Source organism: Microbacterium sp. AC145, from assembly GCF_979258505.1.
In genome coordinates, this window is record NZ_OZ409859.1 from 472,509 (window position 1) to 497,878 (window position 25,370).

At 69.8% G+C, this 25,370-nt stretch carries 17 protein-coding genes and 1 other RNA gene; 14 read left to right on the top strand and 4 right to left on the bottom strand.

Features of this window, described 5'->3' with window-relative positions:
* Positions 1–15 precede the first annotated feature (15 nt).
* The 4 genes from ACZZZN_RS02255 to ACZZZN_RS02270 all read right to left on the bottom strand — a co-directional run bounded on the left by ACZZZN_RS02255 (position 16) and on the right by ACZZZN_RS02270 (position 7,511).
* Positions 16–2,289: a transglutaminase TgpA family protein gene (locus ACZZZN_RS02255; RefSeq protein WP_463503616.1), complete on the bottom strand. Its 2,274-nt coding sequence runs from the start codon at positions 2,287–2,289 to the stop codon at positions 16–18.
* Positions 2,270–3,478 carry a DUF58 domain-containing protein gene (locus ACZZZN_RS02260; RefSeq protein ID WP_463503617.1) on the bottom strand — a complete coding sequence of 403 codons (1,209 nt, stop codon included), beginning with the start codon at positions 3,476–3,478 and terminating at the stop codon, positions 2,270–2,272. Before ACZZZN_RS02260 ends, ACZZZN_RS02255 begins: the two co-directional genes overlap by 20 nt.
* A 12-nt stretch (positions 3,479–3,490) precedes the next feature.
* The gene (locus ACZZZN_RS02265) at positions 3,491–4,480 is read right to left on the bottom strand and encodes an AAA family ATPase (protein ID WP_463503618.1); all 990 of its coding nucleotides are present in this window, start codon (positions 4,478–4,480) and stop codon (positions 3,491–3,493) included.
* A 94-nt stretch (positions 4,481–4,574) separates the two neighbouring features.
* Complete coding sequence (locus ACZZZN_RS02270; RefSeq protein WP_463503619.1) at positions 4,575–7,511, bottom strand: DEAD/DEAH box helicase family protein; 2,937 nt, start codon at positions 7,509–7,511, stop codon at positions 4,575–4,577.
* A gap of 49 nt (positions 7,512–7,560) precedes the next feature.
* Here ACZZZN_RS02270 and ffs point away from each other — a divergent pair.
* From ffs to ACZZZN_RS02340, 14 genes are all read left to right on the top strand, one after another.
* Positions 7,561–7,657: signal recognition particle sRNA small type (gene ffs, locus ACZZZN_RS02275), an RNA gene on the top strand.
* Between the two features lie 96 nt (positions 7,658–7,753).
* Positions 7,754–8,365 (top strand): rhomboid family intramembrane serine protease, encoded by a 612-nt coding sequence (locus ACZZZN_RS02280; RefSeq protein WP_463503620.1) that lies wholly within the window; start codon positions 7,754–7,756, stop codon positions 8,363–8,365.
* Between the two features lie 13 nt (positions 8,366–8,378).
* The gene (locus ACZZZN_RS02285) at positions 8,379–9,098 is read left to right on the top strand and encodes a hypothetical protein (protein ID WP_463503621.1); all 720 of its coding nucleotides are present in this window, start codon (positions 8,379–8,381) and stop codon (positions 9,096–9,098) included.
* A 71-nt stretch (positions 9,099–9,169) separates the two neighbouring features.
* Positions 9,170–11,293, top strand: a complete 2,124-nt coding sequence (gene pta / locus ACZZZN_RS02290) for a phosphate acetyltransferase (protein WP_463503622.1) — start codon at positions 9,170–9,172, stop codon at positions 11,291–11,293.
* Positions 11,290–12,510: an acetate/propionate family kinase gene (locus tag ACZZZN_RS02295; RefSeq protein ID WP_463503623.1), complete on the top strand. Its 1,221-nt coding sequence runs from the start codon at positions 11,290–11,292 to the stop codon at positions 12,508–12,510. Before pta ends, ACZZZN_RS02295 begins: the two co-directional genes overlap by 4 nt.
* 117 nt (positions 12,511–12,627) lie before the next feature.
* Positions 12,628–13,428: an HAD family hydrolase gene (locus ACZZZN_RS02300; protein ID WP_463506529.1), complete on the top strand. Its 801-nt coding sequence runs from the start codon at positions 12,628–12,630 to the stop codon at positions 13,426–13,428.
* Positions 13,425–15,929: a glycoside hydrolase family 65 protein gene (locus tag ACZZZN_RS02305; protein WP_463503624.1), complete on the top strand. Its 2,505-nt coding sequence runs from the start codon at positions 13,425–13,427 to the stop codon at positions 15,927–15,929. Before ACZZZN_RS02300 ends, ACZZZN_RS02305 begins: the two co-directional genes overlap by 4 nt.
* Positions 15,930–16,107: 178 nt before the next feature.
* The gene (locus ACZZZN_RS02310; protein ID WP_463503625.1) at positions 16,108–18,618 is read left to right on the top strand and encodes a DNA polymerase III subunit gamma and tau; all 2,511 of its coding nucleotides are present in this window, start codon (positions 16,108–16,110) and stop codon (positions 18,616–18,618) included.
* Positions 18,618–19,211, top strand: coding sequence for a recombination mediator RecR (recR, locus tag ACZZZN_RS02315; protein WP_463503626.1), 594 nt, complete (start codon positions 18,618–18,620; stop codon positions 19,209–19,211). The genes ACZZZN_RS02310 and recR overlap by 1 nt, the downstream gene beginning before the upstream one ends.
* Positions 19,208–20,146 carry a DMT family transporter gene (locus ACZZZN_RS02320; RefSeq protein ID WP_463503627.1) on the top strand — a complete coding sequence of 313 codons (939 nt, stop codon included), beginning with the start codon at positions 19,208–19,210 and terminating at the stop codon, positions 20,144–20,146. Before recR ends, ACZZZN_RS02320 begins: the two co-directional genes overlap by 4 nt.
* Before the next feature lie 302 nt (positions 20,147–20,448).
* Complete coding sequence (locus tag ACZZZN_RS02325; RefSeq protein ID WP_463503628.1) at positions 20,449–21,738, top strand: aspartate kinase; 1,290 nt, start codon at positions 20,449–20,451, stop codon at positions 21,736–21,738.
* A 263-nt stretch (positions 21,739–22,001) separates the two neighbouring features.
* Entirely contained in the window at positions 22,002–23,066 is a 1,065-nt protein-coding gene (locus ACZZZN_RS02330; protein WP_463503629.1) for an aspartate-semialdehyde dehydrogenase, read from the top strand.
* An 88-nt stretch (positions 23,067–23,154) separates the two neighbouring features.
* A complete protein-coding gene (locus ACZZZN_RS02335) occupies positions 23,155–24,624 on the top strand; it encodes a malate:quinone oxidoreductase (RefSeq protein WP_463503630.1) in 1,470 nt (489 codons plus the stop codon).
* Positions 24,625–24,631: 7 nt separating this feature from the next.
* Complete coding sequence (locus ACZZZN_RS02340) at positions 24,632–25,285, top strand: thymidine kinase (protein ID WP_463503631.1); 654 nt, start codon at positions 24,632–24,634, stop codon at positions 25,283–25,285.
* Positions 25,286–25,370: the final 85 nt, after the last annotated feature.

A 25,370-nucleotide genomic window follows, 5' to 3' on the forward strand; every position in this document is an offset into this window, starting at 1 on the left:
TACCAGCCGCTCGGCTCAGGCCACCAGGACACCGTCCGAGCGTCGGGTCATGAACAGAGAGCGCGGCACGACGAACGCGAGAACTCGCGTCCGCACACCGACGCTGCGCCTCAGCCCGGCGAGCACCGTGCCCAGCGAGTCGTCCAGATCGACTGCCGAGTCGCCGCCGCCGGGGCCGGGGCTCCGCGCGTAGCTGGCGCGCTCGACGGCATCCGTGAGCGTGCGCATCGCGTCGACATCGACACCGTTGCCCCGCACCAGATCATCACCCCGCATACGGGGGCTTTCGGCATCTGAGAGCGCGACACCGAGATCGAGCATCGTCGCGCGCAACTCAGCCCACGCGGATGCCGCGTCGCCGCGCCGGGCACGTCCGCGGCGCACCGCGGCCGTCGCGAGTCGGATCGCGGCGGGGAGGAACAGCACCACGAGAATGCCGATCGTCACGAGCACGACGGGCGTCGGATCGAGCTGGCGCAGCTCGCCGGTCGCACCCGCGTTGTCACCCGCGTCGTCGCGTTCGACCTCCGGCGCCGAGGTCTGCTCGGTGCTCGGCGCGCTGGTCGGTGCGGGGGCGGTCGTGCCGGTGCTGCCGCCACCCGTGGTGGTCCCCGCCGCGAACGCGGTGGGCACACCGAGCGACGCGGTCGGCTCGAAGGGCACCCAGCCGACACCCGGGAAGCGCACCTCGGGCCAGGAGTGCAGCTGATCGCTGGAGACCGAGTACACCGACTCCTCTCCGCGTCTCGTGTCGGTGAGCGCGCCAGGCAGGTACCCGACCACGATGCGCACGTCCATGCCGAGGCTCTCCGCCATCAGCGCGAACGCGCCGGCGAAGTGGATGCAGTACCCCGAGCGCACCTCGAGGAACCGCGCGACGGCATCGGCGCCCGTCCCGTCGAACCCCTCGTCGACGGGGGTCTCGAGCGAATAGCTGAACTGCGCACGGAACCACGACTGCAGTGCGACCAGGCGGTCGTAGTCGTTGGTCTCTCCGGCAGTGACCTCCTGCGCGGTGGCGGCGATCACCTCGGGCAGCTCGACCGGCTCGGCATCGGGATCAACGACAGGCTCCGCGGCGGGGATCGCCCGGATCTGCTCGAGCGTCGGTGCGACCCTGGTCGAGCGCACCGTGTAGTCGCTGCCCACGGCATCTGCGGTGCGGGAGGCGATCGTGCGATTCTCGGGACTCACCCGCCACGACGCGGGCACCCCCTGGATGCTCGTCGCGGGGTAGGGGACAGGCAGCCAGGAGCTCGACATGCGGATGACGCGGATCGACGTGTTCTGATCGGTCGTGGCGATGTCCGGACTCCATTCGTCGGGACCGAATCCCTCGCTCTGGGCCTGCAGGTCGCCGCGATCGGGTTCCCAGACGCGTCCGTCGAACTGCGACAGCGTCGTCAGGCGCAGATAGGGCGCCGTGTCGGCGGTGGTCGCCAGAGTCAGCACCTCGACCGGGTTGGGCTGTCTGAGATCGTCGCCCAGGCGCAGCGACGCGTCGACGCTGACGCCGACACCCGTGCCGGCGACACCGGCGGAGAGGGGGAGCACCGGGGCGATCACGACCGTCGAGGCGAGCGCCGCGACCCCCACCCCGGCAGCCAGGGCGATCGGGGTGCGCCTCGGCGTCTCGGGGTTCTGCACGGAGGTGTACCGCAGCAGCACGATCACGAGCACGCCGAGCGCCACGAACCACACGACATCCGGTTCGCCGAGCGTGGCGATCATCGGCGTCGCGCCGACGGCGGCGGTGAGCAGCGACGCGACGACCGCGCCGCGCTGGGCCACCAGAGCATCGAGCACGATCGAGACGAAGGCGAAGCCGAGCCCCATCACGGCGGCGAGGCCCGGCGAGGCCTCGAGAGGGGCGACTCCGTTCACGACCTCACCCCACGCAGACACGGCGAGGCCCTGGAACGTGGTCAGGGTCCGTTCGGTCGGGATCACGCCGAACAGCGCGGTGCCTCCTGCGACGAGCAGCGTCAGCGAACCGCAGGCCACGACGATCTGAACTCCCATCGTCGCGAGGTCGCGATGCCACGCACGCCGGTGTCGCAGCAGCGTGCGCATGATCATGCCGGTCAGGGCCGTGATGACGATCATCAGAAGCACCGTGGCCGACCACGCGCCCGGGGCGATCACCGAGGTGTACGGCCACATCGCGACGAGTGCCGCCGCCGCCGCGAGCACCGATGGCACGATGACGCCCGGCGGCAGGTCGTGCTCGCGATGCCAGGTGGGCGGCGTCGGGCGGGCAGCCGCGGCCTCAGCCTTGAACATCGGCATCCCCCCGACGGTCAGCCGACGACATGGTCTGTCGTTCGGGGAGGGCGTCCTCCCACGCCTCGGCGAGGTCGTCACCCAGCGTGGCGAACCGCCATCCCAGCTGCGCGGCGACGGCCTCGGCCTCCGCAGTCGGTGCGGTCGCGAACAGCATCGGAGCGGCGGCGCCCGAGGGTCGCAGCAGGGCGGCATCCTCGTCATCGATCTCGCCGGTGATGTACACGAGCGGGCCGGGCGGTGTACCCCCGACAAGAGAGGGGAGGTCGCGGGACTCGCCGCGCGGGCTCACGAGCGCGAGTGCGACGAGCAGCCCGTCGCGGTCGTCCTCGTGTCCGCGCAGCGTTCCCAGCAGCACTCCGGCGCTGTCGATGACATCGACCCCGTACCCCTCCTGCATGAGGTGCACGGCGGCGGAGGCGCACAGCGACACCGCCGTCTCGAAGGCGTCGTCGGCGCCGCTCGCGCTCCAGCGGGCTGCGCTGCGATCGAGGACGACGAGGGCGTCGGGGCTCGACTCCTCCTCTTCCTGTCGCACCATCAACTGGCCGCGATGCGCGGTGGCCCGCCAGTGGATGCGTCGCATCGAGTCACCCGAGATGTAGCGCCGCGGCGACAGGTTGTCGCTGCCCTGCCCGAGCCTGCTCGACGAGGTCTGCGCCGTTCCGCCGGCAGCTCCCACCCTGACCGTCAGCGGTGCGAGGGTGAAGACCTCGGGAACCACCGTGACCGTTCGGGTCTCGCCGAACTCCTGCTCGCGCTGCGCCAGCCCGAACGGATCGACGGTGCGGAGCACGAGCGGGCCGACGGGCCACACGCCGCGTCGCACGCCGGTGATGAGGTAGGTGAGCCGCCCGGTCTCGGAGGGGAACTCACCGGCGGCGTCTCCCGACACGGCGTCGGGCAGCACGTCGCGCCAGAGCCCGCGCGGCACACGCAACGCACGCAGCGAGAACCGCAGAGTGACCCGCGAGGTTTCGGAGACGGTGAGCAGATCGGTCGAGACCTGCCTCGTGACCGTGCCCGACCGGCGCGGGAGGACGACGACGAGGATCGACAGCACGGTGAGCGCGAGCAGCAGCACGCCCACGTACAACAGGATGGCGGCGCCGAGCATGTTGGCCGCGATCACGCAGCCGAGACCCGCCAGAAGCGCGCCCGCTCCCCGAAGCGTGAGTGTCCGTCGGCGTCGCATGGGGGAGAGGCTTCAGGAGCGCACGGCCACGGGCACGCGCACGCGCTCCGCGATCTGATGGAGTGCGGACTCGACCGGCTGCGCTCCGGCACGCTGGGCGCCCCGGGCGGGGAGCAGTCGATGCGCGAGCACCGGGATCAGCAGGGCGGTCACGTCGTCGGGGATCACGAAGTCGCGACCGTCGAGCGCGGCGCACACCTTCGCCGCGCGGATGAGCTGCAGCGTCGCACGAGGGCTGGCACCGAGGTGCAGGTTGGGGTCGGTGCGAGTCGCCTGCGCGAGCGCGACCGTGTACTCCTCGATGGCCGGTGCGACGTGCACCGAGCGGGCCCACGCGATCAGGCCCGAGACGGATGCGGCGTCGGCGACGGCCGTCACCGACGCCAGCGGGTTGACCGTGTCGCGCTGCCGCAGCATCTCGGCCTCGGCTGCGGCATCCGGGTACCCCATCGAGATGCGCATCATGAAGCGGTCGCGCTGGGCTTCGGGCAGAGCGTAGGTGCCCTCCATCTCGAGCGGGTTCTGGGTGGCCACGACGAGGAACGGGTCGGGCAGCATGTGGGTCGCGCCGTCGACCGTCACCTGTCCCTCCTCCATGGCCTCGAGCAGCGCCGACTGCGTCTTGGGAGAGGAGCGGTTGATCTCGTCGGCGATCACGATGTGAGCGAACACGGCTCCGCGCTTGAACTCGAACTCGCGGTCGACCGGGTTGTACACGCTCACACCGGTGACGTCGCCCGGCAGCAGGTCGGGAGTGAACTGGATGCGTCGCACGGTCGCGTCGATGCTCGCGGCCAATGCGCGAGCGAGCATGGTCTTGCCCACTCCCGGCACATCCTCGATGAGCAGATGCCCCTCGGCGAGCAGGCAGACGATCGCACTCCGCACCGCATCCGGCTTGCCGTCGATCACCCGTCCGATCGAGTCGATGATGGCCGTCGTCTGCGCGGCGAACTGCTCGGCGCCGACGACGGTCGGGATCAGGGGCGGATTCTCTGGCATGCGTTCCCTCTCACGTGGGCGCAGCGGTGCGCGTGAACCGATCGTATCGTCGCTCCCTGCGGATGGGGTGACAACGGGACGCCGGGGTACCGCCTCATCCCCAGACGCTCCGTCGGGGGTCTGCGCCGTCGAGGCGGGCATCGCTGCTGCGGGCGACGCGCAGCAGTGCCAGGCCCTTCGTCCCGCTCAGCTCGTGCAGCGAGCACGTGCCGATGAGGTCGTGCCAGTGCGCGCGGAATCTCTCCGCGTCGCCCCGTCGGCGAGCGATCATGCGAGGCACCGGGAGCAGCGTGCGACCGGGGGAGAGGCGATCGGCGAGCCGTTCGATCGGTCCCAGCCGCGGCAGCCCGGCGGCGTCGACCCGCAGCAGGAAGCGGGGCGTCTGCACCGGAGCGAAAAGTTCCTGCACGGCGTCGGCCACGGTACGTGCATCATGTGCCACGCCACCCATCTCGATGCGGATGCGCGTCGGGTCGGAACCGTCGGGGTGAGCGGTGATCGACGACTCGTCGACCGGGCCGATGCGTCCGGCATCGTGCAGGGTGCGGGCGACGGCTGTCGCCGCGGCCCGGTAGACCTCGGCGGGGCGCGACCGATCACGGAGGGCACGCGCGAGCATCCGTCCGGCGTGCGCCGCCGCCGCCACGACGCCTCCGGCGGCCACCGCCGCGATGGTGAGGAGACCCGACGCGGTGATTCCCAGTAGGGCGAGCACGGCGAGCACTCCCGCCGTGCCCGCCGCGCCGAGAAGGAATGACCCGACAGCCCCCGCGCTCGCCGCCTGGCCGGTGCGCAGCAGGGGTGACCGCGCAGCACGGCGGACCCCGACGACTTCCCGTTCGCGCGGGTCGTACGCCTCGCCGATGCGCCACTGGGCTCTGGTCTCGCTGCGGGCGGGCGTCTGCGCGCGAAGGATGCCGTCGAGGTCGGCGACAGACGTCGACGCGTCCTTGTCGAGCACCCGGTGCCAGGCGTCGATTCCTGCGGTGGGGAGCGCATGACCCACGCCGCTCACGATCCGACCGTCGCCGTCGGCACTCGGGCCCCACAGATGAGAATGCCGACGGTGCAGTCGCTCGGATTCGGCGCCGTCGTCGAGGTCGACGTCAGACGGGATCAGACACACGACCGACCAGTTGTGCGCCACCTTGTCGGGCCAGGCCGGGTCGAGCCGCAGGGTGCGTCCGCGAAGCTGCTGCGTGCCCGAGGCCGTGGCCACGGTCGTGAGGTCGATCAGGGTGTTCACCGCCGGGCAGTCCCATCCCTCGCCCAGCAGGCCGCGCGTGCCGACCAGCAGTCGCACCTCGCCTCGGCGGATCAGGTCAGACACGGCGCCCACGACCCGGCCGCTCCCGATTCCCGACGCCTGCAGATCGCGTACCGGACCGATGCCGTCGACGACGTCGACCGGGATGCCGAGTATGCCCGCGAGCGAGTCTGCGATGTGCGAGGCGTCTTCGGCGCGCACGCGCAGGTGGCGAGAGGTGAGCAGCACCGGGCGCAGCCCCGCGGTGACGGGATCGACGGCGAGCCGGTCGAACGTGCGCAGCGCCCCCGCCGGCCGGTCGTCTGCCAGGCCGCGGCTGTTGCCGTGTTCCACGAAATCGGTGACCACGACGGCGCGGATGCGATCGCCGTCGGCTCCGGCGAGCTCGCGGTGGAGGATCTCCACCGCGGCGTGGTCTTTGGCAGCCGAGAACGCCAGGGTCGTCTCGACCGGATCGCGACCGCGGCGGATGCCCCGGTCGGTGAGCGAGTATCCGAAGTCGGCGAGAGAGCGGCGCACGTACTCCCACTGCCGCTCGGCGGCGGGGTCCGACAGCAGACGGCTCTGGGCGAAGCGCGCGAGCACGGTGAGCAGATCGTCGGTGGTGCAGCGGTCGAGCAGCACGGGCGGGATCGCCGCGACCAGCGGATGCTCCGGCGCGACCTCGCGCAGCACGAGGCCGCACGAACGGGTGAGCGTGAAGTCGGCGGAGAGTGCCCGATCGATGCGCGCCAGAGGGGTCTCGTCATGGGCATCCGCCTCCCCGTGGGCATCCGCGTCTGCGCCCGCGCTGCTTACCGGCTGCAGCTGCTCCTCGAGGTACGACACGGCATCCGGTGTCGAGAGCACCTGTGTGATCAGGTCGTGCAGCAGGCTCTCGTGTCGACGGATGAACGCGGCCTCGGCGGGCGTCGGCTCGGTGAACAGCACGTGGTCACGGTACGGAGCGAGGTGCCCTTCCTTCACGACCGCAGGTGTCGGCACCTCGTAATCGACCTCGCCGAGCAGTCCGCTGTAGTTCTCGAACTCCGTCCCGTCGTCCGCAGACGGGAGCGTCGCGGTCAACCCGATCAGTGTGGGCTCCGTGCCTGTCTCGCGAATGCGGCCGGCCAGGTAGGCGACCACGATCGCCCAGTGATCGAGCAGATGGTGGCATTCGTCGAGCACGATGGTGCGCACCCCCGCCGCCACGATCCTGTCGATGAGCGCGACGGCGTTCGGATGCAGCACTCGTGCGAGCTCGGAGGGACTCTCGCGCGTGAAGTGCGAGCGCAGACGCCGCGCGCGGCTCCGCATGCCGGATCGATAGCGACCGGCATTGTCCACCGCGAGCTCGGCGAGCCACGTCGCGGCTGCCGGCTCGGTGCGACCCGCCGCGACGAGTTCGTCGATCCACAGAGTCCGCGCGAGCGCCTCGAAAGGGGACCCGTCTCCGGTCACGCTGAGGAGTTGGTAGGTCAGGACGGTGAGGTCGCCGAGTCGCTCGGGGTCGTCCGAGACGGATGCCCGGTCGGAAGCCAGGCCCGCGGCAGTGCGCAGCCACTGCTGACGGATGGTCACGGTCGGCGTCAGCACGAGCGCGCGGTGACCCTCGCGGGCCGCCAGGAGCAGGCCGAGGAGCGTCTTGCCCGACCCCGGCGGGGCGACGATGTGCAGCGGCCCGTCGCCTCCCGGCGCGAGTCGTGCGAGCACCTCCGCCTGGTAGGTGCGCAGCGTGCCCGAGAAACGCCAGGTCGAGAGGGGAGCGGGAGAGGCGTGATCCATGGCCTGCCCAGTCTGTCAAAGTGCGGGTCCGGAGATCGGTTAGACTGTTCACGGCTCTCCGCGTGGCGGCATCCAGGCCAATTCCCCCAGGGCGGAAACGCAGCAAGGGTAACCGGGCTCTGCTGGGTGCGCGGAGAGTCATTTTCTTTCTCTCGGGAAGAACGCCCCCGAGCCTGTCTGGGTCCCTGAGCCTGTCGAAGGGCTGTCAGCATCCTCCGGGCCGACCCTGCCAGGATCGTGATGTGACCAGGCCAGACATGAGCAGCACCGCCGGATCCCCGCGCGAGTCCGCGCTCAGCCGGTTCGCCTCGCCCGTGCTCCTGCTCGCGGCCATGTGGCTGGTGCAGCTCGTGGATGCGATCCTTCCGCTCTCCTTCACCGGATTCGGACTCCGCTCCTGGGACCTCACCGGCCTCGCCGGCATCTTCGTCGCGCCGCTGCTGCATGCCAGCTGGGCGCATCTGATCGCCAATTCCGTCCCGTTCCTCGTGCTCGGCTGTCTCGTCGCCGTGGAAGGCGCCAGGAGATTCTGGTCGGTGACGGCGTTCGCGGCGGTGATCGGCGGCCTCGGCACATGGATCGTGAATGCTCCCGGTGCGCTGACCGTGGGGGCATCCGGTCTCGTCTTCGGGTACTTCGGCTACACCGTCATGCGCGTCTTCGCGCCCGGGCGGGTCTCGCACCGCATCCTCTACGCCGTCATCGCGATCGTCGTGATCGGCCTCTACGGCGGCTCCATGCTCGCCGGTGTCGTCGGCGTGCGCGACGGCATCTCGTGGCAGGCGCACCTGTTCGGCGCGATCGGCGGCGGTCTCGCGGCCTTCGTCGGACGGGGCACGGCTCGCCGGCCATGAGGGGCATCGTGTGATGGCTGCCGGAGCGAGCGCGACGAAGAAGCGGACGAAGAAGCGCTCGCAGGCGTCCTCGCGTCCACGCGCCGCGAAACGTCGCCCGGCCAAGGCGGGCGCTCGCAGACGCACGTCGCCGCGTCGTCGGGCGCAGCGACGCCAGCTGCGGAGGCGGATGCTGCGCCGCGCGGCGATCTCCGCCGCGGTGGTGATCGCGATCGCGGGTGCTGCGGCGATCGCGATCCCCCTGAGCCTCGCGCACGAGCCGCCCGTGGCGATCTGCCTGAGTGAACCTGCGACCTTCCCCCAGGCAGGGGTCGCGGGGTGGGAGGGCGAGCAGCTCGAGCACGCCGCGACGATCATGCAGACAGCATCCGCTCTCGGCTTCGGCCGCGACGGGCAGATCCTCGGGGTGATGACGGCGATGGGTGAGAGCAGCCTGCGCAACATCGACTACGGCGACTGGGAGACCACCGGATTCACGAACCCCGACGGCAGTCGCACCACGAGCATCGGGCTCTTCCAACAGCAGGAGTGGTGGGGGAGCGTCGAGCAGCGGATGGATCCGGCGACCGCAGCCACCCTCTTCTACGAGCGGCTCGCACGAGTGCCCGAGTGGCATGCTCTCGACCCGTCTCTGGCGATCCATCGGGTGCAGATCAACCTCGACCCGACCTACTACACGCGCTACCTCGCCGACGCGACGGCCGTCGTCGACGCCCTCTCCGCACCCTGCTGATCGTCGAGGCGGTCGATTCTCACGGCCCCAGGCCCAGCGAATCCATGGTGAGGTGCACCTAAGCTGGGGGCGTGGCGCAGAGCATCTACATCACCTCGGCCGAAGGCCATACCGGAAAGTCCACGATCGCCCTCGGCGTCTTGGATGCGCTGATGCGGGTCACCCCGCGGGTCGGCGTGTTCCGCCCGATCGCGCGCTCGGTGACCGAACGCGACGAGGTGCTCGAGCTGCTGCTCGCGCACGACGGCGTGCAGCTCGACTACGAGGACTGCATCGGCGTCACCTACGACGACGTGCGGGACGACCCCGACCGTGCTCTGTCGACGATCGTCGAGCGCTTCAAAGCCGTCGAGGCGCAGTGCGACGCTGTCGTGATCATCGGCAGCGACTACACCGACGTCGCGAGCCCCGCCGAGCTCGGCTACAACGCCCGCATCGCCGCGAACCTCGCAGCCCCCGTGCTGCTCGTGCTCAGCGGGCGCGATCAGCAGCGCCAGGCCGAGCAGCTGGGCACCACCACCGCGCGCACGGCTGCGGCGGTCGGCCAGATCGGCGCCCTGGCGCTGGCCGAGCTCGAAGCAGAGCGGGCGCAGCTGTTCGCGGTGGTCGTGAACCGCGCCGACCCGCAGGCCCTCACCGACATCGAGGCCGCGGTCGCTGCGGTGCGCCCCGCGCGAAGCACTCCCGTGTGGGCGATCCCCGAGGATCGCACGCTCGTCGCTCCGTCGATCTGCGGCATCCTCACGGCTGTCGAGGGCCGGCTGATCAAGGGCGATCCCGACCGGCTCGGGCGCGAGGCGCTCACGATCGTCGTGGCCGGGATGTCGATGGTCAACGTGCTCCCGAGGCTCACCGAAGAGGCCGTCGTGGTGATCCCCGCCGACCGCACGGAGGTGCTGCTCGCCACGCTGCTCGCCGACGCCTCCGGTACCTTCCCGCGGGTGGCCGGCATCATCCTGAACGGTCCGTTCCCGCTGCCGGAGCCCATCGTGCAGCTGCTCGACGGATTCACCTCGACGGTGCCGATCATCGCGACCGACCTCGGCACCTACGACACCGCGGTGCGGGTCATGGGTGCGCGTGGTCGCATCTCGCCCGAGTCCCGCACGCGCTACGACCGTGCGCTCGGGCTCTTCCAGACGCACGTCGACATCACCGAGCTGACCACCCAGCTGGGGCTCGCGGAGTCGAGTGTGGTGACGCCGCTCATGTTCGAGTACGGACTCATCGAGCGGGCCCGCGCCGACCGCCGCCGCATCGTGCTGCCGGAAGGAGACGACGACCGCATCCTGCGTGCCGCCGCGACGCTGCTCGCGCGCGAGGTCGCCGACCTGACCATCCTCGGAGACGAGAGCGCCGTCCGCGCCCGCGCGGTCGAACTGGGCATCGACATCTCCGCCGCCCAGGTGATCAGCCCCACCGACCCCGAGCTCGTCGAACGCTTCGCGACCGAGTACGCCCGGCTGCGCGCGCACAAGGGCATCACCGTCGCGCAGGCCGCCGACACCGTGACCGACGTGTCGTACTTCGGCACGATGATGGTGCACCTGGGTCTCGCCGACGGCATGGTCTCGGGCGCCGCGCACACGACCGCTCACACCATCCGCCCGTCGTTCGAGATCATCAAGACCAAGCCGGGCGTGAACGTCGTCTCGAGCGTCTTCCTCATGGCGCTGGCCGACCGGGTGCTCGTCTACGGCGACTGCGCGGTGATCCCCGATCCGACGAGCGAGCAGCTCGCCGACATCGCGATCTCCTCGGCGGCGACGGCACACCAGTTCGGCATCGAGCCGCGCATCGCCATGCTGTCGTATTCCACCGGGGAGTCCGGAACCGGTGCCGACGTCGACAAGGTGCGCGCCGCGACCGCGCTCGTGCACGAGCGGGCGCCCGAGCTTCTGGTCGAGGGGCCGATCCAGTACGACGCGGCGGCCGATGCCGCCGTCGCCAAGGCCAAGCTGCCGGATTCCGCGGTCGCCGGCCGGGCCACGGTGTTCGTGTTCCCCGACCTGAACACGGGCAACAACACCTACAAAGCCGTGCAGCGTTCGGCCGGTGCTGTCGCGATCGGTCCGGTGCTCCAGGGCCTCAACAAGCCCATCAACGACCTCTCGCGCGGCGCGCTGGTCGGCGACATCGTCAACACCGTCGCGATCACCGCCATCCAGGCGCAGGCAGAAGGGCCCGCATCGTGACCGCGATCCTCGTCATCAACAGCGGGTCGTCCTCGCTCAAGTACAGCCTGATCGACATCGAGAACGAGAACGAGCTCGCGAGCGGTCTGATCGAGCGCATCGGGCAGGATGCCGGTGCCATCACCCATACCGTGCGCCCCGACACGACCGCGGATGCCGTCGTCGCCCTGCTCGACGCGTCGTACGAGCAGGAGCGCCCGGTCGCAGACCACGCCGAAGCGTTCTCGGTCATGCTCGAGCAGTTCGAGGAGCACGGTCCGTCGCTCGCCGAGCGTGCCCCGGCCGCGGTCGGGCATCGGGTCGTCCACGGCGGCGCCCGCTTCTACGCTCCGACCCTGGTGACGCGGAACATCGAGGAGCAGATCGACGAGCTCGCTGTGCTCGCCCCGCTGCACAATCCCGCGAACCTCGCCGGCATCCTTGCGGCGAAGGCCGTGTTCACCGACGTCCCTCACGTCGCGGTGTTCGACACGGCCTTCCACCAGACCCTGCCCCCGGCGGCCTACACGTATGCGATCGATGCGGAGCTGGCCGCGCAGCATCGTGTGCGCCGCTACGGATTCCACGGCACGAGCCACCAGTTCGTGAGCGAGTCGGCGGCGGCGTTCCTCGGACGCGACCTGGGCACGCTGCGCCAACTGGTGTTCCACCTCGGAAACGGCGCGTCGGTCACCGCGATCGACGGCGGGCGCTCGGTCGAGACCTCGATGGGTCTCACGCCGCTCGAGGGACTCGTCATGGGGACGCGCTCCGGCGACCTCGACCCCGCGGCTCTCCTGCACCTCTCGCGTCGCGCCGGATACTCGATCGACGACCTCGACGTGCTGCTCAACTCCCGCAGCGGCCTGAAAGGGCTCGCCGGGCGCAGCGACATGCGCGACATCCTCGCCGCGCGGGACGCGGGAGACGAGGCGGCAGCGCTCGCGTTCGACGTCTACATCCACCGACTGCGCGCCTACGCGGGCTCGTACATCGCCCAGCTCGGCGGTGTCGACGTCATCTCGTTCACCGCCGGGGTCGGCGAGAACGCCGCGGTCGTGCGCGCCGAGGCCATGGCGACGCTCGGTTTCGCCGGCGTCGAGATGGATCTCGGACGCAACTCGGCGCGCGAGCGCGGCATCCGCCGCATCTCGACCGATGCCTCGCCCGTGACGGTGCTCGTGGTGCCCACGAACGAGGAGCTCGAGATCGCACGGCAGACCTCTCGGATGCTCTGACAGACGCCGAGCGCCCGAATACCGGTTCGGGGGTTACCGTCGATGCCTCGACGCAACTACGCTTGCACAGTGGCACGGAGAGGTGCCGGAACCATCGTCCTTCTCCTGGAGGCTCCCGTGCCCGAAGCATTGCCCGACCTGCTCCGCGCCGATGGGGTCCTTTTCGACCTCGACGGCGTGCTGACCCCGACCGCTGAGGTGCATATGCGCGCCTGGAAGGTCGTGTTCGACGACGTCTTCGCCCGCTGGGGCATAGAACCGCCGTACACCGACGCCGACTACTTCGACTATGTCGACGGCAAGAAGCGCTACGACGGCGTCGCGAGCCTTCTGCACAGTCGCAACGTCGAGGTGCCGTGGGGATCCGTCGACGACCCGCCCGAGGCCGAGACGATCTGCGGCATCGGCAACCGCAAGAACGCGGCCTTCGCGACCTCCCTGCGCGCCGAGGGCATCGCTCCCTACCCCGGTTCTCTCGCGCTCGTCGAGAAGCTCTCCGCCGCCGGCATCCCGATCGGCGTCGTGTCGAGCTCGAAGAACGCCGAAGAGGTGCTGGGCGCCGCCGGCCTCCGCTCGTTCTTCCGCGTCATCGTCGACGGGGTCGTCGCCGAGCGTGACGGACTCGCCTCGAAGCCGGCCGCAGACATGTTCGCCGCCGGTGCCGTCGCGCTGGGCGTCGACCCCGCCACGAGCGTCGCGGTCGAGGATGCGACCTCCGGTGCGGCGTCCGCCGCGGCGGCCGGATTCGCGACCGTGATCGGCGTCGATCGCGGCACCGGCGCCGATGCGCTGCGGGCCGCGGGCGCGACCGTCGTCGTCGACGATCTCGACGTGTTCCTCTCCGAGGTCGACACCTCCGACGGCGAGTCCGCCCAGACCCGCTCCGACTCCGCACCCGACTCCGAGGAGACCGCATGATCGACCGCGACCGCTTCCCCGTGGACCCCTGGCGCCTCATCGAGACGCGCTACTCCGAGAGCGGGGTGGCTGAGACGCTCTTCAGCGTCGGCAACGGCTATCTCGGTCTGCGCGGCAACCACATCGAGGGGCGTGGCGCGCACGAGCACGGCACCTTCATCAACGGTCTGCACGAGACCTGGCCGATCCGTCACGCCGAGCAGGCCTACGGTTTCGCCGAGGTCGGGCAGACGATCGTCAACGCCCCCGACGCCAAGGTCATGCGCGTGTACGTCGACGACGAGCCGATCTCGTTCGACGAGGCGGATGTGCGCGAGTACCGCCGCACGCTCGACATGCGCACCGGTGTGCTCGAGCGCATCGTCGTGTGGGAGACCCCCTCGGGCAAGCGCGTGCGCATGCGCGACGAGCGCCTCGTCAGCTTCGAGGAGCGGCACCTCGCCGTGCTGCGCCTAGAGGTCGTCGTCGAGAACTCCGACGCCCCGGTGACCGTCAGCTGCCAGATGATCAATCGGCAGGACGGCGCCGGCGTGTATGCGGGCACTCCGACCGAGGCGAAGAGCGGCTTCGATCCGCGCAAGGCCGAGAAGATCGCAGACCGCGTTCTCGAGCCCGCCGAGTACTGGCAGGACGGGCTCCGCTCCGCGCTGTCGTACTCGGTCGCGGCATCCGGCATGACCGTCGCCGTCGTGGCCGACCACGTGATCGAGACCGAGAACGACTACACCTCTCGCACGCTGATCGAGGAGGACATCTCCAAGAACGTCTTCCGCGTGCAGGCCAAGGCCGGCGTGCCGATCACGGTCACCAAGCTCGTGAGCTACCACACCTCGCGCGGAGTGCCTGCGCGAGAGCTCGTCGACCGCTGCCGTCGCTCGCTCGACAGGGTGCGGGTCGAGGGCGTCGATGCCCAGTTCGAGCGTCAGGCCGCATGGCTCGCCGCGTTCTGGGAGCGCAGCGATGTGCAGATCGGTGGGCAGGACGACATCCAGCAGGCCACCCGCTGGTGCCTGCTGCAGCTGGCGCAGGCCTCGGCGCGGGCCGACGGCACGGGGGTTCCTGCGAAGGGCGTCTCGGGGTCGGGGTACAGCGGTCACTACTTCTGGGACACCGAGATCTACGTGCTCCCGTTCCTCACCTACACCTCGCCGCAGTGGGCCCGCAACGCGCTGCGCGCACGTGTGCTCATGCTGCCCGCCGCCCGTCGCAGGGCGGCGCAGCTCAATGAGGCCGGCGCGCTGTTCCCGTGGCGCACGATCAACGGCGAAGAGGCGTCGGCGTACTACGCCGCAGGCACCGCGCAGTACCACATCAACGCCGACGTGAGCTTCGCGCTCGGCAAGTACGTGCGGGCGACGGGTGACGACGACTTCCTGCGTCGTGAGGGCATCGACATCGCGATCGAGACCGCACGCCTGTGGGCGACCCTCGGCTTCTGGCGCACCTCGCGCATCGTCGCCGACACCAACGACGACGACGCCGTCGAGACGTTCCACATCCACGGTGTCACCGGCCCCGACGAGTACACGACGGTCGTGAACGACAACCTGTACACGAACGTCATGGCGCGATACAACCTCCGCTATGCGGCGAGGGTCGTGCGCGAGGCTCGCGAGGCGAACGGCGAGGAGTTCGCCAGGGTCGTCGAGCGCACCGGTCTCGCCGAGGGCGAGGCAGACGGGTGGGAGCGGGCTGCCGACGCCATGTTCATCCCGTTCAGCGAGAGCCTCGGCATCCATCCGCAGGATTCGCTGTTCCTCGAGCGCGAGGTCTGGGACCTCGCGCACACGCCGAAGGAGCAGCGTCCCCTGCTGCTGCACTTCCACCCGCTCGTGATCTACCGCTTCCAGGTGCTCAAGCAGGCGGATGTCGTGCTCGCGCTGTTCCTGCAGGGCAACCACTTCACGCCAGAGGAGAAGAAGGCCGACTTCGACTACTACGATCCGCTCACCACGGGCGACTCGACGCTGTCGGCCGTCGTGCAGTCGATCCTGGCCGCCGAGGTCGGCTATCAGGATCTCGCGCTGCAGTACTTCCGTCAGTCGCTGTTCGTCGATCTGCACGACCTGCACCACAACGCTGCCGACGGCGTGCACGTCGCCTCCGCGGGTGGCGTGTGGACGGCGCTGGTCTGCGGCTTCGGCGGCATGCGCGACTACGCGGGGGAGCTGAGCTTCGACCCGCGTCTGCCTGCGGACTGGCCGTCGCTGTCGTATCCGCTGCAGTGGCAGGGCTCGGCGCTGCAGGTCACGATCACCGCGGACGAGCTGCGGGTGCATGTGAGCGACGGCGAACCGGTGGAGTTCACCGTGCGCGACAGCGCCTACACCGCGACCGTCGGCGAAGACGTGGTCGTGCCGCTCGCCGACCAGGGGCCGATCATCCCGGGCCGCCCCACGCTGCGGCAGTTCGCCGACGCTCTGCGCGAAGACGGCACGCGTCTCTCGGCATCCGTTCCCGTCATCACGACGGCGATCCCGGTGATCGAGTCGACCGACTGAGGGCGCTCCCTCGCTGTTCCGCCGACGCCCCATCTGACCGCCGACGCCCCACCGGGCGGACGCCCGGCAGGTGGGGCGTCGACGCGCAGGGGGCGCGTCGGCGACCCCACAGGAACGAGGGGCGGATGCTGTGCGACCGCCCTGCCTCGATGTCGGCGGCACGCCGTAGGCTGGTGTGGTGACCACAGCCCTCTACCGCCGCTACCGCCCCGAGTCGTTCGGCGAGATGATCGGGCAGTCCCAGGTGACCGACCCGCTCATGACCGCACTCCGCGGCGACCGGGTCGGCCACGCATATCTCTTCTCCGGGCCCCGAGGCTGCGGCAAGACCACATCGGCGCGGATCCTCGCGCGGTGCCTGAACTGCGCTGAAGGACCGACCGATGTGCCGTGCGGCACCTGCCCGAGCTGCGTCGAGCTGTCGCGCGCCGGCGGAGGATCCCTCGACGTCGTCGAGATCGATGCAGCGAGCCACAACGGCGTCGACGATGCCCGCGACCTTCGCGAGCGCGCGACCTTCGCCCCCAGCCGTGACCGCTACAAGATCTTCATCCTCGACGAGGCGCACATGGTCACGCCGCAGGGCTTCAACGCTCTGCTGAAGCTCGTCGAAGAACCGCCAGAGCACGTCAAGTTCATCTTCGCGACGACCGAGCCCGAGAAGGTGCTCGGCACCATCCGCTCGCGCACCCACCACTACCCGTTCCGGCTGGTGCCACCCGCCGCGATGCTCGAGTACGTCGAGAAGCTCTGCGTCGAAGAGGGCGTCGTCGCCGAGCGCGGCGTGCTGCCCCTCGTCGTCCGTGCCGGCGGGGGATCGCCGCGAGACACCCTCTCGCTGCTCGACCAGCTGATCGCCGGGTCCGACTCGCCGGCCGGGTCCGAGACGGTGACCGTGGCATATGAGCGCGCGGTCGCCCTGCTCGGTTACACCCATGCGGCGCTTCTCGACGAGATCGTCGACGCGCTCGCCGCGGGCGATGCTGCTGCTGCGTTCCCCGCGATCGATCGTGTCGTGCAGACCGGCCAGGACCCTCGTCGCTTCGTCGACGACCTGCTCGAACGACTGCGCGACCTCATCGTGATCGCAGCCGTCGGCGACGGGGCGTCGTCGGTGCTGCGCGGCCTCGCCGAAGACGACCTCGCACGCATGCGCACTCAGGCAGACTCCTTCGGCGCGGCGCGCCTGTCGCGCACGGCCGACGTCGTCAGCGCGGCGCTCGACGACATGTCCGGTGCGACCTCGCCGCGCCTGCACCTCGAGCTCATGGTCGCCCGGGTCCTCGCCGGCACTGCGGATGCCGATGCCGCAGGCGCTCCTGCTGCGCTCGTGGCCACAGCGCCCCAGCCGAAGGCGGCGCCGTCGACGGCGGCCCCGCGAGCGAGCACGCCTCCTTCTTCTCCTCCGGCCGAGGTCGCTGCGACCTCGGCGCCTGCGGCTGTGACTGTGCCTGCGGCTGTGCCTGTGCCGACTGTCGCACCGGTGCCGGCACCCACCCCTGTATCCGCTGCTGAATCCTCGCCCGAATCTGCTCCGGCACAGACGGCTGCGACCGTCGATCCCGCCGGCTCCGACTCCGAGTCGATCCCGTCGGACTCGCCGGGGTTGGTGGCGGCGGATGTCGCCGAGGCTGACGAGGCCGCGGCGACGGCAGCCGAGGCAGAAGCGCCGGCCGCCGAGGTTCCCGACGGTCCGGTCACGTTCGACCGCATCACGGAGTCCTGGCCCGGCGTCCTCAAGCGCCTCGAGGGGCTCAGCCGCACCTCGTGGCTGCTCGCGACCGCCGTGCAGCCGCTCGCCTACGACACGGAGTCCGAGGTGCTGACGCTCGGATTCACGAGCCAGCACGACGTCGCGAAGTTCAAGGGCACGACACCCGGTGCCGGTCCTTCCGATCACCTGCGCATGGCGATCGAGCACGAGGTCGGAGTCAAGGTCAAGTACCGACCCGCGCCGATGCCCGCCGGAGGCGCTCCGCGTCAGCCGTCGTCGCCGTCCTCCGGTGCACCGGCCGCTGACGCTCCCGCATCGGAGCCTGCGTCAGCGGGTTCTCCTCGCCCGCAGACCCGCAACGCCTCGACGGCGTCCGTGACGGAGTGGGCGGTGGCTCCGATCCCGGTGTCGATCGACCCTGTCTCGGCGGCGGCCTCCGGTCCGGTCGCCGCTCCGGCACCGACGCCGGATGCCACGTCGACCTCCGGCGCCACCTCAGACTCCGTGCCGACCACAGGTGTCGGTCAGACCACAGGTGTGCCCCCTGCCGACATCGCGTCGGCGGGCGCAGCGTCGTCGACCAGCGGCCCCGGGGGCTCCGCATCGCCGGCGGGCGGCGCCGCATCCCTCGACCGCGACGAGCCGCCGTATCCTCCCGACGACGAGCCGCCCTATTACGACGATGAACCGCCGTACGACCCCGCGTACGAGCCGACGCCGGCTCAGGGTGTGCCAGCCCCTGGGGCATCGGCTCAGGGAGCAGCAGGGCGTGCCCCGGCATCCGCCCACCAGGCTCCGGTGCAGGCGCGTCCTGCGTCGGCCCCGATGACACACGCGGCATCCGCCGCGCCGACCATCACCGAGCGCACTCCGGCCGGCGGAGTGCAGCGTTACGGTGAGGCCGTGATCCGCCAGGTGCTCGGCGCGACGTTCGTGCGCGAAGAGCCCTACGAGCCCCCGACGAGGTTCTCCTGATGTATGACGGCATCGTCCAGGAACTGATCGACGAGTTCGGCCGCCTCCCCGGCATCGGACCCAAGTCCGCTCAGCGCATCGCCTTCCACATCCTGCAGACGCCGACGTTCGACGTCGCGCGTCTCTCCGAACTGCTCGTCGAGATCCGCGTGCGGGTGCGGTTCTGCGAGATCTGCGGAAACGTCGCCGAGCAGGAGCGCTGCGCCATCTGCCGCGACCCTCGCCGCAATGCGGAGCTGATCTGCGTGGTCGAAGATGCCAAGGACGTCGCGGCCATCGAGCGCACGCGGGAGTTCCGCGGGCTGTACCACGTGCTCGGCGGCGCGATCAGTCCCATCGCCGGCATCGGTCCTGACGACCTGCGCATCACGCAGCTGATGACGCGCCTCGCCGACGGCACCGTGCAGGAAGTCATCCTGGCGACGAACCCCAACCTCGAAGGCGAAGCCACCGCGAGCTATCTCAGCCGCCTGCTGACCACGATGCAGATCACGGTGTCGCGGCTCGCCTCCGGGCTGCCGGTCGGCGGCGACCTCGAGTACGCCGACGAGGTCACGCTCGGTCGCGCGTTCGAGGGGCGGCGCGTGTTGTGACCCCGCAGGCCGGCTTCTCTCGTCGTGGCTGGCTTCTGTTCGGTGCCATGGCGCTCCTGTGGGGAGTGCCCTACCTCTTCATCGCCGTGGCGGTCGAGTCGTTCTCGCCACCGGCCAACGTCGCCGGGCGCACCCTGATCGCGGCAGTGCTGTTGCTGCCGTTCGCGATTCGAAGCGGCGCGCTGCGCCAGGCCCTCAGACAGTGGCCGTGGGTGCTCGCCTTCGGGGCAGTCGAGATGGCGGGGCCATTCCTGCTGCTCGGGCACGCCGAGATGACTCTGCCGTCCGGAATGACGGGACTGCTCGTCGCGACCGTGCCGTTGTTCGCAGCGCTCATCGCACTGAGCGGGGGAGACCGCGGGGTGCTGCGTCCCTCGCGGTCGATCGGACTGCTCGTCGGATTCCTCGGCGTCGTGATCGTCGTGGCCGGTCCCGGGCTCTTCGGCGGAGAGGTCAGCCTGCTGGCCGCGGGGGAGGTGCTGCTCGTCGCTGTCCTCTATGCGATCGCGCCGTTCATCGTCGCCCGCAAGCTCGCCGACGTGCCCTCTCTCGGAACCATCACGCTGTCGCTGCTCATGATCGGCCTCATCTACCTGCCGATCGGTCTGCTCACCCAGCACGAGATCCCGACGTTCCCGTCCATCGCCGCGCTCATCGCGCTCGCCGTGATCTGCACCGCCGTCGCTTTTCTCGCGTTCTTCGCGCTGATCCGCGAGGTCGGGCCCGTTCGTGCCCCGCTGTTCACCTACGTGAACCCTGTCGTCGCGATCGTCCTCGGAGCGATCGTGCTCGCCGAGCCGCTCACGCCCGGCCTGCTGATCGGCTTCCCGCTGATCATCGCCGGATGCTGGTTCGCCGCCACCGGCGGACGCCTCCGGCCCCCGGCATCCACCCCCAGCGATCTCGCCCCCTCACCCGTCCCACCCGCCCTCTGACATCGGCCCCGCCTCGCCCCCGGCACCCGCCCCCGGCGCCCCGTCCTCTGACATCGGGCCCACCCCCGGCGCCCGCCCCCGGCGCCCCGACCCCTCCCGTGCCCGGCACCCCGCCTGCCGAGCACAGCTTCGGATGCCGAAGACGCCACGCCGGAGCATCCGCCCGACCCTCGGGGTGTCGTGTGCTCGGCTCCGAAGCCGTGCCCGCACAGGTCGCGCCCACCGTCACATGCGAAGCGGGGCATACGTGGCGATCGTAGAATGATCGTGGGCGGATCCGCCCGACATCCCAGGGAGTGAACGTGGCCCTCATCGTGCAGAAGTACGGCGGCTCGTCTGTCGCCGACGCAGAGAGCATCAAGCGCGTCGCCAAGCGCATCGTCGACACCCGTCGCGCCGGGCACGACGTCGTCGTGGCCGTGAGCGCGATGGGCGACACGACCGACGAGCTGCTCGACCTCGCGAACGAGGTCGCGCCGATCCCCGCACCTCGTGAACTCGACATGCTGCTCTCCAGCGGTGAGCGCATCTCGATGGCCCTGCTCGCGATGGCGATCCACTCGATGGGCTTCGAGGCGCGGTCGTTCACCGGCAGCCAGGCGGGCATGATCACGGACTCGCATCACGGGTCGGCGCGCATCGTCGACGTCACGCCCGTGCGTCTGCGCGAGGCCCTCGACGAGGGAGCCATCGTCATCGTCGCCGGGTTCCAGGGTTTCAACCGCGACACCCGTGACATCACGACACTCGGTCGTGGTGGCTCCGACACGACCGCGGTCGCTCTCGCCGCAGCGCTCGACGCCGATGTCTGCGAGATCTACAGCGATGTCGACGGCATCTTCACGGCCGACCCCCGCGTCATCCCGAAGGCGCAGAAGCTCGATCACATCGGCAGCGAAGAGATGCTCGAGCTCGCCGCGAACGGCGCGAAGGTCCTCTACATCCGCGCCGTCGAGTACGCACGCCGTCACGGCGTTCTGATCCACGCCCGCTCGACGTTCTCGTCGTCCGAGGGCACATACGTTCTGGGTGAGGGCATGAAGAACCCTCGCGAAGCCGAGGGAGCAGCAGCCATGGAAGAACCGATCGTCGCCGGTGTCGCCACTGATTTCGGCCAGGCCAAGATCACTGTCGCAGGCGTGCCTGACGTCCCCGGCAAGGCCGCGGAGATCTTCAAGATCGTCGCGAAGTCCGGCGCGAACGTCGACATGATCGTGCAGAACGTGTCGGCCGCGTCCACGGGTCGCACCGACATCTCGTTCACCGTGCCGAAGGCGGATGCCGCGGCAGCGCTCAAGGCGCTGGCTGCCGAGCAGTCCGAGGTGGGCTTCGAGAACCTGGTGCACGACGACCAGATCGGCAAGCTCTCGGTGGTCGGCGCGGGCATGCGCACCCACTCCGGAGTCTCCGCGATCCTCTTCGAGGCGCTGTCGGCCGGCGGCATCAACATCGAGATGATCTCGACCTCCGAGATCCGCATCTCGGTCGTGCTGCGCGACAACGAGCTCGCGGAGGCCGCCCGCACCGTGCACGCCGCCTACGGGCTCGACGGCGAGGACGAGGCGACGGTCCACGCCGGCACCGGCCGCTGACTCACACCCATCGGTCACGACCGGACGATCTGCGGACGACCGGACGATCTGCGGATGTTCTCGGCGATCCTCTCCGCGATTCGTCACCCGGTCCGCAGATCGTCACACCGCCGGATGACCGTCGCCGTGCCGGCCGGTCCTCGACCACCGGGCGGCCACGATAGACTCACCGAAACCCTGACACCGGCGCCAGGCGCGGCATCCGCATCCCGACGTCGCGCCCGAAGCCTCTCTTGCACTACTGCACGACGCCAAGGAACATCATGACCCGCATCTCCGACTCAGGACTCTCCGTCGCCATCGTGGGCGCCACCGGCCAGGTGGGCACCGTGATGCGCGACATTCTCGCCGAGCGGTCCTTCCCGATCCGCGAGCTGCGCCTGTTCTCGTCGTCGCGCTCTGCCGGCACGGCCATCGAATTCGGCGGCGCGACGGTCATCGTCGAAGACGTCGAGACAGCGGATGCCGGGGGCATCGACATCGCGCTCTTCTCAGCCGGCGCCACCGCCAGCCGCGCCTATGCTCCCCGCTTCGCCGAGGCCGGAGCCGTCGTCGTCGACAACTCCAGCGCCTGGCGCAACGACCCCGAGGTGCCTCTCGTGGTCAGTGAGGTCAACCCGCACGCGATCGACGACCGCCCCCGTGGCATCATCGCGAACCCCAACTGCACGACCATGGCCGCGATGCCGGCGCTGAAGGCACTGGATGCCGAGGCCGGGCTCGAACGCCTCATCGTCTCGACCTACCAGGCGGTCTCGGGTTCGGGCCTCGCCGGCGCGCAGGAGCTGCTCGGCCAGGTCGAGGGCGTGCTCGCGCAGGGCGACACCCTGCGCCTCGTGCACGACGGATCGTCGATCGACTTCCCGGAGCCCGAGAAGTACGTCGCGCCGATCGCGTTCGACGTCATCCCGTTCGCCGGCAACCTCGTCGACGACGGCCAGAACGAGACCGACGAGGAGAAGAAGCTCCGCAACGAGAGCCGCAAGATCCTCGAGCTCCCCGACCTGCGCGTCGCAGGCACGTGCGTGCGCGTGCCGGTCTTCACCGGTCACTCGCTGTCGATCAACGTCGAGTTCGCCCGTGACATCACTCCGGAGCGGGCGACCGAGGTGCTCAGCACGGCGCCGGGCGTCGTGCTCGACGAGGTGCCGACTCCGCTGCAGGCCGCAGGCAAGGACCCGAGCTTCGTCGGCCGCATCCGCGCCGATCAGTCCGCGCCCGAGAACAAGGGCCTCGTGCTCTTCATCAGCAACGACAACCTGCGCAAGGGCGCGGCTCTGAACGCCGTGCAGATCGCCGAGATCCTCGCCGAGCGCCTCGGGTCATAGCCTGAGCGCATCCCCGCCATGCGGAACCGGTCTGACCGGGCCGGTCCCGGTGGTCGGCCCTGTCGCGACCTCGAACTAGACTGTTCCGGTGACCGAAAACGTCGATGTCGTCTTGATCGGTGGTGGCATCATGAGCGCCACCCTGGGTACTCTGCTGCACGAGCTGCAGCCGGATTGGAAGATCGTCGCCTTCGAGCGACTCTCCGATGTGGCGCAGGAATCGTCGAACCCCTGGAACAACGCGGGCACGGGTCACGCGGCGCTCTGCGAGCTGAACTACATGCCGCAGCAGAAGGGCGCACCTCTCGACCCGGCCAAGGCCGTCTCGATCAACGAGCAGTTCCAGCAGAGCCGTCAGTTCTGGTCGTCGCTGGTCGATCGGGGAGTGCTCGACGAGCCGTCGACGTTCATCAACGCCACGCCGCACATGACGTTCGTGCGCGGTGAGAAGGACGTCAAGTACCTCAAGGACCGCTACGAGGTTCTCAAGAAGCAGCCGCTGTTCGAGGGCATCGAGTACAGCGACGACTCGCGGGTCATCAACAAGTGGGCGCCGCTGCTCATGCAGCAGCGTCGCAAGGGCGAGCCGTTCGCGGCCACCCGCGTGCCCGCCGGCACCGACGTCGACTTCGGTGCGCTGACCCACCAGCTCTTCGACCACCTCACCGAGTCGGGCGTCGCTCTGCGCACGAACCACGAGGTCCGCTCGCTGAAGAAGCAGAAGGACGGCTGGCTGGTCAAGTACCGTACGACGATCGGCCGCACCCCCAACGAGATCAAGGCGCGCTTCGTGTTCGTCGGCGCCGGAGGCTGGGCGCTCAAGCTGCTGCAGCGCTCGGGAATCCCTGAGATCAAGGGCTACGGCGTCTTCCCGATCGGCGGGCAGTTCCTCAAGACGAGCAACCCCAAGATCGTCGCGCAGCACAAGGCCAAGGTCTACTCGCAGGCATCCGTCGGTGCGCCGCCCATGTCGGTGCCGCACCTCGACACCCGTGTGGTCGACGGCGAGGCCTCGCTCATGTTCGGGCCGTTCGCGACCTTCAGCCCCAAGTTCCTCAAGAACGGGTCGATGCTCGATCTCGTCACCCAGGTGCGCCCGCACAACCTGTGGCCGATGCTGCGTGTGGCGTTCGCGAATCCCGACCTCATCACGTACCTGGTCGGCGAGCTGCTCAAGAACCACGGCAAGAAGGTCGACAGCCTGCGCACGTTCATGCCCACGGCGAAAGACGAGGACTGGACCCTCATCAACGCCGGCCAGCGTGCCCAGGTGATGAAGAAGGACGCCAAGAAGGGCGGAGTCCTGCAGTTCGGCACCGAGGTCGTCGCTGCGGCAGACGGCTCGATCGCGGGTCTGCTCGGCGCCTCTCCCGGCGCATCCACCGCCGTGCCGATCATGCTCGATCTGCTCAAGAAGTGCTTCCCCGAGCAGTATCCCGGCTGGGAGCCCGAGCTGCGTGAGCTGATTCCGACCTTCGGCACGACGCTCAACACCGACGCTGCGCTGGCCGAGAAGTCCACGGCGGCCACGGCCGCCACGCTGGGCATCAACGAGTAACGCGCCGGTGGCGAAGCTCTACTTCCGCTACGGAGCGATGAACTCCGGCAAATCGACCTCGCTGCTGCAGGCGGCCTACAACTACGAGGAGCGCGGCCAGCACGTGCTGCTCGCGAAGCCTGCGATCGATACCAAGGGTGCCTCCGAGATCGCGAGTCGCCTCGGTGTCACGCGCGAGGTCGACTACCTCATCGCGCCGGATGCCGACGTTCGGGAGCTCTTCGACGAGCACCGGGAGCGCGTGCGTCGTGCCGTCGCCGGCGAGCCGGTCCGCGGTGGGTCGATCGACGTCGCCTGCCTTCTGATCGACGAAGCGCAGTTCCTCACCGCCGAGCAGGTCGACGACCTCTTCCGCATCGCGATCGAAGACGGCATCCCCGTGATCGCCTACGGCATCCGCAACGACTTCCTCACCCACGCCTTCCCGGGGTCGGCCCGGCTGCTCGCCATCGCGCATTCGCTCGAGGAGCTGAAGACCATCTGCCGTTGCGGACGCAAGGCGGTCTTCAACGGTCGCGTGATCGGCGGCCGGTTCGTGTTCGACGGAGACCAGGTCGCCATCGACGAGGGAGCCGACGGTTCCGTCGCTCCCGAGGTCACGACCTACGAGTCGCTGTGCGGTGCCTGCTACCTCGAAGAGTCCGGCGGACGCCTGGGCTGAGCACCCGCGACCCATCCGCCCGAGGGCGATGTCTCGTCATGCCCGGATTGCGTGGTCTGACCACACGCGCTACTGTGGTCAGACC